The organism is Alishewanella sp. HL-SH06 (assembly GCF_052656265.1).
In genome coordinates, this window is the sequence record NZ_CP199752.1 from 134806 (window position 1) to 149492 (window position 14687).

General features: G+C 47.8%; 13 protein-coding genes. 9 read left to right on the forward strand and 4 right to left on the reverse strand.

Features of this window, described 5'->3' with window-relative positions; translation table 11 throughout:
- Positions 1 to 15: 15 nt before the first annotated feature.
- Positions 16 to 345 carry an ArsR/SmtB family transcription factor gene (locus ACUJFK_RS00660; protein WP_445425757.1) on the reverse strand — a complete coding sequence of 110 codons (330 nt, stop codon included), beginning with the start codon at positions 343 to 345 and terminating at the stop codon, positions 16 to 18.
- Positions 346 to 583: 238 nt separating this feature from the next.
- Between ACUJFK_RS00660 and ACUJFK_RS00665 the strand changes: the two genes are divergently transcribed.
- Positions 584 to 952, forward strand: a complete 369-nt coding sequence (locus tag ACUJFK_RS00665; protein WP_306178617.1) for a PH domain-containing protein — start codon at positions 584 to 586, stop codon at positions 950 to 952.
- A 90-nt stretch (positions 953 to 1042) separates the two neighbouring features.
- Here ACUJFK_RS00665 and mtnA read toward each other — a convergent pair whose 3' ends face one another.
- Positions 1043 to 2071 carry an S-methyl-5-thioribose-1-phosphate isomerase gene (gene mtnA, locus ACUJFK_RS00670; RefSeq protein WP_306178618.1) on the reverse strand — a complete coding sequence of 343 codons (1029 nt, stop codon included), beginning with the start codon at positions 2069 to 2071 and terminating at the stop codon, positions 1043 to 1045.
- Positions 2072 to 2159: 88 nt separating this feature from the next.
- On the opposite strand from mtnA, the gene mtnK reads away from it, so the two are divergent.
- The 7 genes from mtnK to ACUJFK_RS00705 all read left to right on the forward strand — a co-directional run bounded on the left by mtnK (position 2160) and on the right by ACUJFK_RS00705 (position 9448).
- Positions 2160 to 3353, forward strand: a complete 1194-nt coding sequence (gene mtnK, locus ACUJFK_RS00675) for an S-methyl-5-thioribose kinase (RefSeq protein WP_306178619.1) — start codon at positions 2160 to 2162, stop codon at positions 3351 to 3353.
- Positions 3354 to 3502: 149 nt separating this feature from the next.
- Positions 3503 to 4183: an ABC transporter ATP-binding protein gene (locus tag ACUJFK_RS00680; RefSeq protein WP_306178620.1), complete on the forward strand. Its 681-nt coding sequence runs from the start codon at positions 3503 to 3505 to the stop codon at positions 4181 to 4183.
- Positions 4171 to 5112 (forward strand): HlyD family secretion protein, encoded by a 942-nt coding sequence (locus ACUJFK_RS00685; RefSeq protein WP_445425758.1) that lies wholly within the window; start codon positions 4171 to 4173, stop codon positions 5110 to 5112. Before ACUJFK_RS00680 ends, ACUJFK_RS00685 begins: the two co-directional genes overlap by 13 nt.
- Before the next feature lies 1 nt (position 5113).
- On the forward strand, positions 5114 to 6109 hold the full coding sequence (locus ACUJFK_RS00690) for an HlyD family secretion protein (protein WP_445425759.1): 996 nt from the start codon (positions 5114 to 5116) through the stop codon (positions 6107 to 6109).
- The gene (locus tag ACUJFK_RS00695) at positions 6109 to 7290 is read left to right on the forward strand and encodes an efflux RND transporter periplasmic adaptor subunit (RefSeq protein ID WP_445425760.1); all 1182 of its coding nucleotides are present in this window, start codon (positions 6109 to 6111) and stop codon (positions 7288 to 7290) included. The genes ACUJFK_RS00690 and ACUJFK_RS00695 overlap by 1 nt, the downstream gene beginning before the upstream one ends.
- A gap of 1 nt (position 7291) precedes the next feature.
- The gene (locus ACUJFK_RS00700) at positions 7292 to 8527 is read left to right on the forward strand and encodes an ABC transporter permease (protein ID WP_306178623.1); all 1236 of its coding nucleotides are present in this window, start codon (positions 7292 to 7294) and stop codon (positions 8525 to 8527) included.
- A 12-nt stretch (positions 8528 to 8539) separates the two neighbouring features.
- A complete protein-coding gene (locus ACUJFK_RS00705; RefSeq protein ID WP_306178624.1) occupies positions 8540 to 9448 on the forward strand; it encodes a sialidase family protein in 909 nt (302 codons plus the stop codon).
- Positions 9449 to 9469: 21 nt separating this feature from the next.
- Here the strand turns inward: ACUJFK_RS00705 and ACUJFK_RS00710 are convergent, their stop codons facing one another.
- On the reverse strand, positions 9470 to 10069 hold the full coding sequence (locus tag ACUJFK_RS00710; protein WP_229586094.1) for a redoxin domain-containing protein: 600 nt from the start codon (positions 10067 to 10069) through the stop codon (positions 9470 to 9472).
- A gap of 40 nt (positions 10070 to 10109) precedes the next feature.
- Positions 10110 to 12170: a protein-disulfide reductase DsbD family protein gene (locus ACUJFK_RS00715; RefSeq protein ID WP_445425761.1), complete on the reverse strand. Its 2061-nt coding sequence runs from the start codon at positions 12168 to 12170 to the stop codon at positions 10110 to 10112.
- 228 nt (positions 12171 to 12398) lie between these two features.
- Between ACUJFK_RS00715 and ACUJFK_RS00720 the strand changes: the two genes are divergently transcribed.
- Positions 12399 to 14639, forward strand: a complete 2241-nt coding sequence (locus tag ACUJFK_RS00720; protein WP_445425762.1) for a TonB-dependent receptor — start codon at positions 12399 to 12401, stop codon at positions 14637 to 14639.
- The last annotated feature ends 48 nt before the right edge of the window (positions 14640 to 14687 follow it).

Here is a 14687-nt window from a genome sequence, read left to right on the forward strand (position 1 = left end):
CGTTGAAAAGAAAAATCAAAGCTCGGCACTAAGCTGCAACAAAAATTGCTGCATCAGCGCCTCGTTACGTTTGAAAAAATGCCACTGCCCGACCTTCTGGCTACAGATAATCCCGGCACGCTGCAGCGTAGCGAGATGCGCTGATACCGTACTTTGCGACAAACCGGTTTGCCGCTCAATTTTGCCAGCACACACCCCTAAACTTAGTGGATGTTCTTGATCAGCAAAATACTGCTCTGGGGTTTTTAACCAGATTACTATGTCGCGACGCACCGGATGCGCCAGCGCTTTGATCATGTCGTCCAATTGCTTGGCTGTTAGCGGTGTTGTTGAGGTTGTCGTCATCAGGCATAGGTTTATTTATATATCGCGATAAGCCGATATATGTAGATGGCAGCAAGCGATTTCAAGGGGGCAAACACAAAATAATGCCAAGGTGGCAGCACGAAACGGCTTAACGCTTTTTCAATAGCCACCAGCACGATTTAAGGCAAATAAACAAAGCCACATTAGCGTTATTGCATTGTTTATTTTAAGCTGTCTTTTTTGCTTGTTGACCAAACATCGCTAACAAGGATATTTCATGATCGATTTTAATAACAAAAGCGTCTTTAAACTGAAACAAAACAGTGAATTTGCTGAAAAAGTCTCGGCACTGTTGTTAGACAATGAAACCGTGATCGATTCGTATAAATCGATGCGTGACGGCGTGGTATTCACCAATAAAAGAATTATTGCGGTTAATGTGCAAGGTATTACCGGCAGCAAAAAGGACTTTACTTCGCTACCCTACAAAAATATCGTGGCTTACTCAGTAGAAACGTCGGGCACGTTCGATCTCGATTCTGAGCTGGAAATTTATTTATCTGCAGTCGGTAAGGTAAGATTTGAATTTACAGGCAGCACTGCCATTGTTGAGATCTCAAAGCATATCTCGCTAAGCATTCTGTAAAAAATACCGGTGTTGCCACCCTTAACCTCGGGCGGATAACCGGCATTTTTGCTCTCGTTATCATTGCTAGTTGCTGAGTCGCTAAAGGCCTTAGCCAAATAGTTGCTGCAATACCCCTGCGGAAATATCTTGCTGGCTGTAAATTCCGGTATCCAGCACCCAACCGGTGACTAAACTGGCTGGCGTGACATCAAACGCGGGGTTAAACACCGGTGCTTCCTCGGGTGCCCACAAGGTTTGACCAAAGGCGCCACTGACCCCGCGTACCTCATCGGCATTTCGTTGTTCAATAGGGATGACACTGCCATCGGCACAGGCTAAATCGACGGTGGTATGCGGTGCCACCACATAGAAGGGGACCTGATGATAGTGCGCTAATACCGCAAGGCTGTAAGTACCTACTTTATTGGCAAAGTCACCATTGGCCGCGATACGATCTGACCCCACAAAAATGCGATCGACCTGACCGCGCGCCATTAACATCGCGGCCATATTGTCGCAAATTAGCTGATACGGAATACCCAATTGCTGGCACTCCCACGCGGTTAAACGACCACCTTGCAATAGTGGCCGCGTTTCATCTACCCACAGCCGAATATTTTTGCCTTGTTGATGCGCTAAATTAATCACACCTAGCGCCGTACCCACGCCTGCGGTAGCTAAACCACCGGTATTACAGTGGGTTAATAACTGTTCATTCGGTTGCACTAAGGCCGCACCGTGCTCTGCCATCAGTTGACACAACGCCACATCTTCCGCAAATAATGCTTCGGCGCAGGCGACCGTGGCACTGACAAAATCCGTCTGCTGAATAGCCTCAAGCATGCTATCTAAGTTATTCATTAAATTCACCGCCGTTGGCCGTGCGGCCCGTAATATTTCGGCGTCTTTTTGCAGTTGTGCTTGGCTATCGCCCTGAGTAGCACGATAGGCTAATAATAAACTGGCACCAATGCCGATAGCCGGTGCGCCGCGTAATTGTAAACGCTGGATCAACGTCACCATCTGCGTTACCGTTGTGCAATGCAGCCATTGCTGTTGATGGGGTAATAAGGTTTGATCTAAAACGTATAGCTCTCCCTGATGCGTTTTCAGACTAAGTGCAGACAAGTTTTTCATAGCTTATTCCTATTTGGCGTTGCAGACGTCTATAAGGTTTGCGATTATGCTGCCACGCGTTTTTCTTCTCAAGTAAATAGGTAACCCGATGACTGATTACCGCATTTTCAATAACGACGACGCCATGCGTTTTGCCGACAAGCACAGTGAACTCTTTGGCGATCACAGTAAGCTGTCTGCCGAAGAGTTTGGTGACGGCAATCTCAATTTAGTGTTTCGTGTGTCGAATGATAAAGGGACTTCGCTGATTGTAAAGCAAGCCCTGCCCTATGCTCGCTGTGTGGGCGAAAGTTGGCCTTTAAGCACCGACCGCGCCCGTATTGAAGCGGAAGTATTGCGCGTACATGCGCGTTTTTGCCCTGAGCATACCGTTGAAATCCGCCATTTTGATGCTGAGCTGTCGGCCATTTTGATGGAAGATTTAAAGCAATATACCATCTTGCGCACGGCACTGATTAAAGGCAAACAGTATGAGCATGTTGCAACGCAAATTGGCCATTACTTAGCGCACACCTTATTTTATACCAGTGATTTTGTGCTGACGGGGCCCGCAAAAAAAGCTGCCGTGGCGCAGTTTATTAACCCCGATCTTTGCCAAATTACCGAAGATTTATTTTTTACCGATCCCTACTGCAATCACGAGCGCAATAACATCCATGATTTGATTATCAGCACCGCACGCGAACTATGGCAAGACGAAGCGCTACAAGCGGAAGTCGCCGCACTAAAAGCCGACTTTTTATCTAAGCCACAAGCCTTGTTACACGGCGATTTGCACAGCGGCAGTATTTTTGTCAATGCTGAAAACTGCAAGGTGATCGACGCCGAATTTGGCTTTTATGGCCCTATCGGCTTTGATGTTGGCTCGTTACTGGCTAACTTTTGTTTGAACTATCTTGGTTGCGCTGGGTTACTGGCAGATACCGAGGCGGTCACTGAACACCAAACCTATGTGCGCCAACAATGCCTAACACTGTGGCAAGTATTCGCTGAACAATTTAGCCAGTTAATGAGCCAAGACAGCCAAGATCCGATGCTGCGTAACAGCTTATATCAAAAACAATTTTTGCAGCAGGTTTTTGCTGATGCCATTGGCTATGCTGGCTGTGAGCTGATCCGGCGTACCGTAGGGTTAGCGCATGTGGCCGACTTAGATAAAGTCAGCAGTGAGCAACAGCGCGCCAGCATCGAAAAACAGGCTATCGAGCTTGGCCGCCGTTTTATTATGCAGCGCCAAAGCCTGAACAGTATTGAGCAAGTTTTAGATTTATTGCCGGTATAAGTCGAGTTAACCCCTGCCCAAGCGACACTGAGCGCAGGGGTTATTAAAGCCAAGTTTACATTTAGTTACACTATAGCTACCTACTAAACTGGTTCTTGCACTGCACCTTATGCCAAACTGCCATAATGATTTTGTTGTAAGGTTGCTCCATGATAAGCGCTCAAGCGTTAAGTAAAATTTTTGGTAGCGGTGATACTCAGGTTGCAGCGCTACGAGAGGTCAGTTTAACCATCGCAGAAAATGAATTTGTGGCCATTATGGGCAGTTCGGGTTCAGGCAAATCAACACTGATGAATATTCTGGGTTGTCTCGACACCCCGAGCAGTGGTCAATACCAGCTGGCCGGTGCTGATGTTAGTGCGCTGAATGATGAACAACTCTCGGCCATGCGCAATCAGCATATTGGTTTTATTTTCCAATCATTTCATTTGCTCCCCCGGCTAAGTGCCGCCGAAAACGTGGCGCTGCCCTTACGCTATACCGACACCCCCGCCATTGAAGCGCTACAACGTGCAGAAGCGTTATTAGAACAAGTTGGGTTAGGCCATCGCATGCATCATAAGCCAGCAGAAATGTCAGGTGGCCAGCGCCAGCGGGTCGCGATTGCGCGTGCACTGATCAACAACCCCAAAGTGATTTTTGCCGATGAACCTACCGGCAACCTAGACAGTAAAACCTCAGTAGAAATCATGCAATTACTCACCAGTCTTCACCAGCAAGGCAATACCGTCGTGATGGTAACGCATGAAGATGACATTGCCGCTTATGCCCAGCGGGTTATTAGAATGCGTGACGGCCAAATACTTGAGGACAGCCAATGTTCGGTTTAAGTTTGATCCTGGCCACCACTCTGAGCCAGCAAGTACAAAGTGAATTACCGCTGTTGCTTACCGGCAGTTTAGTGTCTGAATATCGGCAAACCATTGTCGCGCCAATGAGCGACACTTGGCGTATTCAAGTTCAATGGCTAAAACCCGAAGCAGAAGTGGTTAAAGCCGGCGACTTGGTGGCAGTATTTGATGCCGGATCCATTCAAGCCAACATTGAACGGCTCAAAAACCAATTAGTCAGCACTCAAGAGCAATTAAAACAACTCGAAAGCCAACAAGCCTTAAAGGTGATGGAAGCAGAGTATGAACTGCAGCGCCGCGAATTATTATTAGAGAAAGCCAACATTGACGCAGCGGTGCCTAAAACCAACCTCAGTTTGTACGACTATGAAAATAACCAGCTATTACAGCAACGTGCTACTACCGAATTGCAAAAAGCCCGGGAAACCCTCGTTACTGCCAAGCAAGAACAACAAACCACGTTATTCAAACAGCAACTGCAAATTGATAAAACAGCGGCAGAGCTCGCTGAAGCAGAGTTAAACCTGACCAAAATGAGCGTGTACGCTGAACGGGACGGCGCCATCAGTTATGGCTTACATCCTTGGTATCGCACCAAATTATTTGGCGGTGTTACCGCACAGCCCGGATGGTCGATTGCTGAAGTGACCGAATTAAATGGCCTTTATGTTGAAGCCTGGGTACATGAAGTGGATGTAGCGCGTTTGCAGCAAGCTAAACACATTAGCGCTCGTTTTGATATTTCCCCTGAGTTGCAATTCCCCGTAACACTGCAACAACTGGCCGGTCAAGGCGAAAAGCGTCAAGCCTGGGGCAATGCCTTGTATTATCGAGCGCAATTTAGCGCGAGCAACCTACCCATATCTCAGCCGTTGCTGGGCATGGGCTTGCTATTAGAGGTACGCTAACATGCCATTTCGACTGCTACTCTCTAGCCTGGTTTGTTTCGGCTTAATTAGCTGCACACCCGCACCAGAAACGAGCAATAATGAGCAACAACGCCAAACGGTACGAGCAACGGGTCAGTTAGCCGCAGCCACTTTTTTTACCATCACCCCTCCCAGTGTCGGCCGCTTATGGCAATACAATATTAAAGAAATGACGCCAGAAGGCAGTTTGTTGCAACAAGGCATGCCGGTAATTGGCTTTGATAGCCAAAGCGTACAAGACGAGCTGCGTAATAAAAATATTGAACTGCGCAGTGCAGAGCAAGAATTAGCCAACCGTTTAACCGCTGATGAACAACGTTTTGAGGAATTAAAACTGCAATTAGCCGAACGCAAAAACGACCATGATCGTGAACAGCGTAAGGCCGAGATAGTGGATAACTCTCGCTCTGCAAATGATCGCCGAAAATCGCAGATCGACTTCACTATTGCGAAAAGTCAGTATCAATTAGCGCAAAGTCGTTTAGATTTTCATCAACAACAACGCGATGCCGAGCAACAAATTATTTCCTCGAAAATCGCCCGCTTAAGCGCCGAAGTGGAACAACTAAAACGGGAAGTTGCCTCGTTAAAAATTAGCGCGCCTTTTGCCGGCATTATGGTATATGTACCCAATTATAACGGTGAAAAGTCATCGGTTGGCGATACCGTTCAGTTTGGCCAACCCATTGCCGAAGTTAGCCAATTAGAAAGTTTGTATATCAAAACAGAAATTGATGAAGTTGATTTAAAGTACCTTCGTAGCGGCCTTACGGTGCAAATTACCTTGGATGCCTATCCCGAGCGCAACTTTAGTGGTGTGCTGACCGATTTAGGTACTGCGGTGCGCAACAAAACAGCCGAAAATCTTAGCCGAGTCGTTGATGCCAGTATCAAACTCGATGAAACAGATTTGGCTATTATGCGCCCGGGTATGAGTGCGCGCTTACAAATTCGTTTAGCGGCAGGAGGTGAATAATGCGCTTTGCCGTTATGTTAGCCGGAAGTTTGCTGCTGCTCAGTGGTTGTAGTGAAACCGATGAGAACGCAGCCTTATTAACACTGCAATCGAGCACGCTTGAACACCGCATTCAAGCTGAAGGGGAGTTATTTGCCGTTAACGCCATTAGCATTAATGCGCCTCAAAGTACCCGAGGCCCCCGTTTTATTGCCGAGATCACCCCAGAATACAGCAGTGTTTCACCCGGAGATTTGGTGATCCGTTTTGATGCGACACAGTTAGAACGCAGCCGGCGTGATGCCAGTAATGCTTTATCTGGCGTGCTGGCCGATCAAGACTTTAAAGGCACTCAGCAACAAGCGGAACTGTCCACTATTGGCTTAGATCAGCGCCTTGTGCAGCAAGAATTTGCTTTTGCCGACCGTTTTAGTATTGATGATATCCAAATACGCTCACGCCTAGAAATCTTAGACTCGATGCAAAATAAAGAGTTTTTAGGTGAAAAGCAGTCTTACTTAGATTGGCAACAACAAAGTTTTGCCAACCGCTCACAAGGCGAACTCGACTTGCTGCAACTGCAAAAAGGGCAGCAACAAAGCTTACTAACCCAAGCTGAAACGGGCTTAGCTGCACTCGAAATCCGCGCTCAACACAAAGGTATTTTGCTATATGACAGCAATTGGCGCGGTGAAAAACCCGAGGTGGGTCGGATGGTGTTTCCCGGTGAAAAGCTGGGCAGTATTCCAGACTTAAGCTTGCAACATGTCAAACTGCTGATTATTGAACAAGAGTCGGTTGGCTTAGCGGTCGATCAACCGGTGTTATTTCGTTTAACCGCTCGCCCAGAGCAAGTACTTGAGGGCCGCATCCAAAGCGTGGGTCAAGTGGCGCAATCGCGCGAACGTCGCGATCCGCGCCGCTATATTGAAGTTATCGTGGCACCAAGCGCCCAACAAGATTTCTTTTTACCGGGAGCAAAAGTACGCGCTGAGATTTTAGCTAACACCTTGCCGGAGGTGTTAGCGCTACCCTTGCAAGCCATTTTCAGCGATGAAAAAGGCCAATATGTGTGGCAACAACGCGGCGGCAGTTTGCAACGACAAGCCGTGAGCTTAGGTGCTAAAAGCCTAACACACGCCGAAATTATCGAAGGCCTAAGCGCCGGCGATCGTATCAGCTTATTGCCACCGGAGAACTAACATGAAACATAGCGCCATGCTAAAAGATACCTTGGCCGAGTTGGCACAACATAAACTTCGTACCTTTCTAACCTTACTCGGTATGATATTTGGTGTAGGTGCGGTAATTGCGATGCTCAATATTGGTGAAGGCGCCGAACGCGAAGCCTTAAAAACCATTGAAACCATGGGGCTGCGCAACATTATTGTTGAGAGCAAAACCTTTGACGAAAAAACCTTATTAGAGCATCGCAAACATTCTTTAGGGCTGAGCCAAAGCGATCTGCAAGCGGCCGTGACAACGTTACCTAACATCACCGGCTTTAGCGCCGAGCGCCAGCTCGAAACCTATGCCATTATCAGCCACACCGGTAAAAGCGAAGGTTTAGCCGTGGGTGTATTACCCAGTTATATGGCACTTAGTAGCTTGCCATTTGCTAGCGGCCGTAACTTTACCGAGCAAGAAGACCTGTATGCCGCACAAGTGGCCGTGCTCGGCTCACAAATGGCCGCTAATTTGTTTCCTGAAGGCGATGCACTTGGCCGTTATGTTAAAGTCAATCATGTCTGGTTAGAGGTTATCGGCGTGTTAGCCGAGCCCTATAATAGCCAAAACGAATTTCAGGGTATTAAGCTGGGTGGTGAACAAAACCAACTGTTTATGCCGCTACAAACCGCCCGCAGCCGCTTTCGCAGTATTCCTCTAGATGCCGAACTCAGCTCGTTTCGTTTGCAGTTAACCGAAGGCGCCAATAGCGCCGTCGCAGCCCGCGCCCTAAACTATTTATTGCAGCAACGTCATAATGATATTGATGATTTTCGCTTAATCGTACCCGCGGCGTTATTAGCACAGCAGGAGCAAACACAAAAAATATTTAATATTGTGATGTCCTGTGTGGCGGGTATCTCGCTGCTGGTGGGCGGTATAGGTATTATGAATATCATGCTGGCCACGGTGTTAGAACGCACCAAAGAAATTGGTTTGCTGAGAGCCATTGGCGCCACAAAACGCGATATTAAACTGCAGTTTGTTGCCGAAAGCTTCACCATTGCTATTGTTGGCGGCATCGCCGGTATTCTGTTTGGTATTATTCTCTCTGAATTAATTGCTTTTTATTCTGGCTGGGCCGTGTCCTGGTCAATCCCGGCCATCGTGCTAAGCTTTAGTATCTGTGCCCTAATCGGTGTCGCTTTTGGGGTTTATCCTGCCATTAAAGCCTCAGAGTTGGATCCGATCACGGCCTTACAAACAGATTAATACGGAGTCACCATGCACAGTCGCTGTATTTGGCAACAAGGTGACCACAATGCCTTTACCGACTTAATTGCTTGGCAGGGTGCGCTGTGGTGTGTGTTTCGCGAAGCGGCTGACCATGTTTCTGGCGATGGCATGTGCCGTTTATTACGCTCACAAGATCAAGGCGCCAGCTGGCAAGCTGTGGCCTGCATCGTTGATCCGCAGGCCGATTTGCGCGATCCTAAATTTAGCCTACACCCTGATGGCCGGCTGTTAATCAATGGTGTAGCCGCATTACATGATAAAAGTGCCGGCAGTCATCAATCATTTATTTGTGCATCGTCTGACGGTATCAATTGGTCTGCTCCGCAGCCCATCGGCGATATAAACTTTTGGCTCTGGCGCATCAGCTGGCAGCAAGATACCGCCTACGCGCTTGCCTATCACGTTAAAAGACCAACCCTCTCCAGGCTTTACTCTGCTGATGCCACTCTAAAATTTACATCATTACAGGATGTTTATCAGGGCAGCTATGCCAATGAAAACCATCTCCTTTTTTTAGAGACAAACGATGTAATATGTTTATTACGCCGCGATCCTGAGCCGGGATTGTTAGGCCGCAGCTCAGCACCTTATTCCGATTGGCAGTGGACAACATTAAGCGCCCGCATTGGTGGTCCAACTTGGCTGAAACTGCCCGATCAGCGCGTAGTGGCGTGTGTCAGATTATATGATGATAGGGTGCGTACCGGTCTCTGTGGTATTAACTTACTGAGTGGTGAGCTAACAGAATGGCTAACATTACCTTCAGGTGGTGATTGCAGTTACGCAGGGATGGTATTACAAGATGACAAGCTGTTAATCAGTTATTATTCGTCACACGAGAGCAAAACGGCGATTTATTTTGCTGCAGTGGCGCTCAGTGAGCTGCCGGCTGCTTGAAACCGGCAGCATACTCACCTCTTAGTATTTAACGCTGCAGCCATAAGGCTTAGTCACCGCAGGATCAGGCGTTTGACCGGCTAATACTGCGGTTGCAGCATTAGCGAAATACGGTGTAGCTTTAGCAATATCATCTACTTTGGCAGACGGGATGCTATCAATGCCACCCATATACTGCAGTACACCGGCTTTATCAATTACATACATATGTGGTGTGGTACGCGCATCATAGGCTTTACCCATCACACCACTTTCATCAAATAACACCGCTGTTGGCGCGGCACCACGGCTTGTGGTCAGTTCAGCTGATTTTGCGCCATCAATGTGGCCTTGACTGCCGGGCTTAGAGGAAATCACACTGAGCCACACTACGTCTTGCTCGGTATAGGTTTTTTGCAACTGCTGCATATTGCCGTTGTAATGTTTCACCACAAACGGACAATCATGATTGGTCCACTCTAATACCACCTCTTTGCCAGCAAAATCTTTTAGGCTGTGTACCTTACCGGTTGAGTCTTTTACCGTAAAGTCAGGTGCTGGCGCACCTACTTGCGGTGCTGCAAACAGGTTAGCCGCAAACAACGTAGCAGCGGCTGCTGCAAGTAATGTCATTTTTTTCATAGGGTTAACTCCTGTAAATGTTCAAATAAATGAAGCGGTGTTATTGACGACTTAACCGCTCTAAGGTTTGCCTGAGCGTATCAGGCGTTAAAATCTGTGGTAACACTTCGGCAGGCTGCCCTGGCCAATACAACACATATAAAGGCACGCCCTCGCGTTGATATTGATGCAAATAGGCCTTGATATCGGCATCTTTGAGCGTCCAGTCGCCTTTCAAATAGGTCACATCATATAAGGCTAAGGCGGCTTTACTGCTCTCGGTATTCAGTGCCACCTGTTCATTGACTAAGCAGGTAATACACCAATCGGCTGTCATATTAACCAGTACCGGTTTATTGGCGGCTTTAAGTTCAGCTAAACGTTGCGGGCTCCATGCTGACCAATGTTGCTGTGCTGCATCAGCGGTATTGGTTGAGGTATTAGGTGCAGGAAAACTCACGACATACATGGCTAACACCAGCAGCAGCACGGCAAAGATCGGTTCAGCGATACCTTGTCGGCGAATTTGCCAGCGGCCCCATAACCAACAGGCTGCGGCAATGGCCACCGCACCACACAGCAAAATGGCCAAGGCATCAATACCAACTTGTCGGCCAAAGACCCAAGCCAGCCAAACAGCGCTTAAATACAGTGGATAGGCCAATAATTGCTTTAAGGTCTCCATCCAGGCGCCAGGCTTAGGTAAGGCTTTTGCCAAGCGAGGCATATAGGCAAGTAACAAGAAAGGCAGCGCCATGCCTAAGCCCAAGGCTACGAAAACCAACAAGGCTAACAACGGAGGTTGCGTCACGGCATACCCTAACGCGCCGCCCATAAAGGGTGCGGTACAAGGGCTAGCGACAATCACTGCCAGAACGCCGGTAAAAAACGAGCCTTTACCGCCTTTTTTCTGGGTTAAGCCGCTGCCGGTATTCATCAAGCCCAAGCCAAACTGCACCAAACCCGACAAACTTAAGCCCAAGGCAAATAACAGATAGGCCAGTGCCGCCACGAGCCAAGGGCTTTGTAATTGAAAGCCCCAACCAACCGCACTGCCGGCACTGCGCAGGGCTAATAACACTAATGCTAAAGCGACGAAACTGAGCACTACCCCCAAACTGTAAAACAGGGCATCTGAGCGCTGTTGTTGCTGCGAACCGGTGTTACCGGCAATACTCAAGGCTTTTAACGATAATACCGGGAACACGCACGGCATGAGATTCAAAATAAAACCGCCTGCTGCGGCCATTAATAACACCAACCACAGCGTTGGCGCTGTTTTCGTGGCAGGGCTGCTGCTTGCAGCACCATCACTGGCCACTTGCAATTGCACACTGTACCCCTGCCCGGAAGCGCTGACCAACACCACTTCAAATTGCTCTGGCGCACCGGTAAAGTAAGTGTTCAGCGGCTGGCGTAAAATCCACTCCCCTTCACTGACTAATAATTGCTGCGGCGCGGCGTGATCTACAACTTCAGTGGCGCGCACGAAGAAATGTTGAAAATCGATATCAGGCAAGCCACTGATCGCGGCTGACAAGCTGCCTCCGGCAATATCATATTGACCGCTGACCGCAAGTACATTGGGCTGACTCACTTTACCTAGGTTGATCAGGTCAACGGCGGTTTCTGACACGATAGCTTGTGCAGCCACCGCCAAGGTCAGTTCAAAACTGGCTGAGGTGGGAATACAAATCTCTTCACAAACCAGCCAATCAACATTTGCCGCAATATTTAGCTCAGTAGCGGCGTAATCTGCCGGTACGGTTAATTCGCTCAGCAACACGGTGGGGCCGCCGAAACCGTAATTCATTAAAGGGGGAATAGAGAATTGCTGAGGTGTGGGCCATTGAATGGGGCCCGCCGTCACGCCTGCGGGTAGCTGCCAATCAATACTGGTGGGTAAGCCTGAGTCACCTGGGTTAATCCAGTAGGTGTGCCAGTGTTCGTCAGGGATAAAATGTAAGGCGAGTTGCAGTGTTTGCCCAGGCTTTACCGTTTGGTATTCACTTACTAACTCTGCACGTAAATGCTGTGCAGGTTGCCAACCGGTGGTATGTGCAAATAACCCCGGGCTAACACCCAAAAGCACAAGGCACCACAAAACCGTTAAAAAACGCATCGTCTTATCCCTTAACCATTTACGCTGTTTACGTTGTTACAACACCGGCGATCACTTTACTAGTGTTCTTGTTGAAAAATTCGGCTAACTGCAGCAAAAAACACGATAAGCTGGTATATTAAGGCCGCTTTTTAACCATGCCACTGTGGTCACTCCAGCACGGCATCGTTATAGGCACATAAACTCATAAAATGACGATTCGCTCACAACTTAAAAGGTGCAATGTTAATGACCCCATTCAGCAAATCTGCCCTAGTCGCTGCGATGCACGCAGCACTGTTCGGTGCAACACTGGGTTTTTCTCCTGCTCTGCTGGCGCAGGAAAGTGACAAAAATCTAGAAACTGAAGAAAAACAACTGGAAACCATCACTATTACCGCACAGCGTCGCAGCCAAAGCATTCAAGAAGTGCCAATCTCTGTGGCCACACTGTCTGGTGAAAAGTTCGACAGTATTTTCTCATCGGGTGATGACATTACCGCTTTAGCGATTAAAGTACCCGGCCTCTACGCCGAAAGTTCGAACGGCCGTGCCGCACCACGTTTTTATATTCGTGGTTTAGGTAACACTGATTTCGATCTCGCTGCATCACAACCTGTGTCTATCGTCATGGATGATGTTGTTATGGAAAACGTGATCTTAAAAAGCTTCCCGTTGTTCGACGTCGAACAAGTAGAAGTGATACGTGGCCCACAAGGCACGCTGTTTGGTCGTAACACCACCGCCGGTATCATTAAATTTGATACCGTTAAGCCACGCCAAGAATTCGATGCCTATGTAAAAACGACGGCTGGCACCTTAGGCAGCGCACACTTTGAAGGTGCTGTGGGTGGCGGTTTAACTGATTCACTCTCTGCTCGTTTGTCATTGTTATCACAACATCGCAGTAACTGGATCGACAATAGCTTTACTGGCCAAAATGATGTGATGGGCGGCTATGATGAGCGCGCGGCACGTCTACAATTCTTATTTGAATCAGATGCATTTGATGCCTTGTTAAATGTGCATAATCGTAACTACGACGGCACATCAACCATGTTCCGCAAAAATATCCTGACGAAAGGCAGCAACGAGCTAAACAACAATTACGATCGTGATGTTGTCGCTTATGATGGCCCAGGTAATAACCGTCAAAACTATGATGCTTGGGGTACCTCGCTGAAAGTTGACGTGAAATTAGAAGAAATGACCCTTACCTCTATCACCGCATTAGAAAAAGCCAGTGGCGGCGGTATTGGTGACATCGACGGTGGTAATGTGAATGAAGCGGGTGATGCTGCAGTAGCCGATGCCGTTACTGAAGATCAACTGAATGGTCTGCGTCAATTTACCCAAGAATTCCGCTTAGCCAGTGATACCAGTAATGCGCTGAGCTGGCAGGTCGGTACTTACTATTTTGACTCATCTTTTGCGGTGAATACCGTTGATGGTTTCTTTGGTGCCACCGAAGTATTTCACGGCAATACTAGCTGGGCATTATTTGGTCAAGCAACCTATCAACTGACTGAAAAGCTAACCGTAACGGGCGGCTTACGTTATACCGATGATGAAAAAACCTTCTCGGTTGGCCAACAAAACGTTGATGGTTTTGCGGTAGTACTTGGTATCGCGTCTGAGCAACAATATGATCCGATCAAAGTAAAAGACGATCAATTAGGCTGGGAATTAAGCGCTAACTATCGCTTAACCGATACGACTAGCTTATTTACCCGCGCCGCCGAAGGTTTCCGTGCGCAAACTATCCAAGGTCGTGATGTGGCATTTGAAGCGCCGCCGTCAGTCGCCGGTGCTGAAACCATTACTTCATTTGAAGTGGGTACTAAGTCTGACTTACTCGACAACACCTTACGCTTAAATGCTGCGCTGTTTTATTACGTCATTGATGATATTCAATTATCAGCCATTGGTGGTGAAACCCAAGGTAACCAGCTAATCAATGCTGACAAAGGCACAGGCTACGGCTTTGAAGTAGATTTTGACTATCGGGTATTAAAAAACCTGATGTTAGGGGGTGGTTTTAGCTATAACAAAACCGAGCTAAAAGACGACAACCTGACTATTGCACCTTGTGGCTCTGGCCAGTGTACGGTGTTAGATCCGGTGGTAAATGGTTTAGCGTTAATTAACGGCAACCCGTTCCCACAAGCTCCAGAAACCATTTTAACCTTGAATGCACGCTACGATTATCCGTTAGAAAGCGGTGAAATCTATGTGTATGCCGATTACCAAGTGCAAGGCGACACCAATTTGTTCTTGTATGAATCAGCAGAATTCAACAGCAAAAACAATAATGAAGCTGGCTTACGCGTGGCCTACGTTAACTACAAAAACAGTTATGAAGTCGGTGTGTTTGGCCGCAATATCACTGATCAGGACAACCTGAAAGGTGCCATTGACTTCAGTAACCTGACTGGTTTTGTTAACGAACCACGGGTATTTGGTATCGACTTCCGGATGAACTTCTACTAAGTCATACCCGCTCATGAAAAAGGCAGCTTCGGCTGCCTTTTTTGTTTC

Excerpts from the sequence above, each read along its gene's own strand:
- ACUJFK_RS00660 (WP_445425757.1), bottom strand. The coding sequence starts at position 345 with ATGACGACAACCTCAACAACACCGCTAACAGCCAAGCAATTGGACGAC.
- ACUJFK_RS00665 (WP_306178617.1), top strand. The coding sequence starts at position 584 with ATGATCGATTTTAATAACAAAAGCGTCTTTAAACTGAAACAAAACAGT.
- mtnA (WP_306178618.1), bottom strand. The coding sequence starts at position 2,071 with ATGAAAAACTTGTCTGCACTTAGTCTGAAAACGCATCAGGGAGAGCTA.
- mtnK (WP_306178619.1), top strand. The coding sequence starts at position 2,160 with ATGACTGATTACCGCATTTTCAATAACGACGACGCCATGCGTTTTGCC.
- ACUJFK_RS00680 (WP_306178620.1), top strand. The coding sequence starts at position 3,503 with ATGATAAGCGCTCAAGCGTTAAGTAAAATTTTTGGTAGCGGTGATACT.
- ACUJFK_RS00685 (WP_445425758.1), top strand. The coding sequence starts at position 4,171 with ATGTTCGGTTTAAGTTTGATCCTGGCCACCACTCTGAGCCAGCAAGTA.
- ACUJFK_RS00690 (WP_445425759.1), top strand. The coding sequence starts at position 5,114 with ATGCCATTTCGACTGCTACTCTCTAGCCTGGTTTGTTTCGGCTTAATT.
- ACUJFK_RS00695 (WP_445425760.1), top strand. The coding sequence starts at position 6,109 with ATGCGCTTTGCCGTTATGTTAGCCGGAAGTTTGCTGCTGCTCAGTGGT.
- ACUJFK_RS00700 (WP_306178623.1), top strand. The coding sequence starts at position 7,292 with ATGAAACATAGCGCCATGCTAAAAGATACCTTGGCCGAGTTGGCACAA.
- ACUJFK_RS00705 (WP_306178624.1), top strand. The coding sequence starts at position 8,540 with ATGCACAGTCGCTGTATTTGGCAACAAGGTGACCACAATGCCTTTACC.
- ACUJFK_RS00710 (WP_229586094.1), bottom strand. The coding sequence starts at position 10,069 with ATGAAAAAAATGACATTACTTGCAGCAGCCGCTGCTACGTTGTTTGCG.
- ACUJFK_RS00715 (WP_445425761.1), bottom strand. The coding sequence starts at position 12,170 with ATGCGTTTTTTAACGGTTTTGTGGTGCCTTGTGCTTTTGGGTGTTAGC.
- ACUJFK_RS00720 (WP_445425762.1), top strand. The coding sequence starts at position 12,399 with ATGACCCCATTCAGCAAATCTGCCCTAGTCGCTGCGATGCACGCAGCA.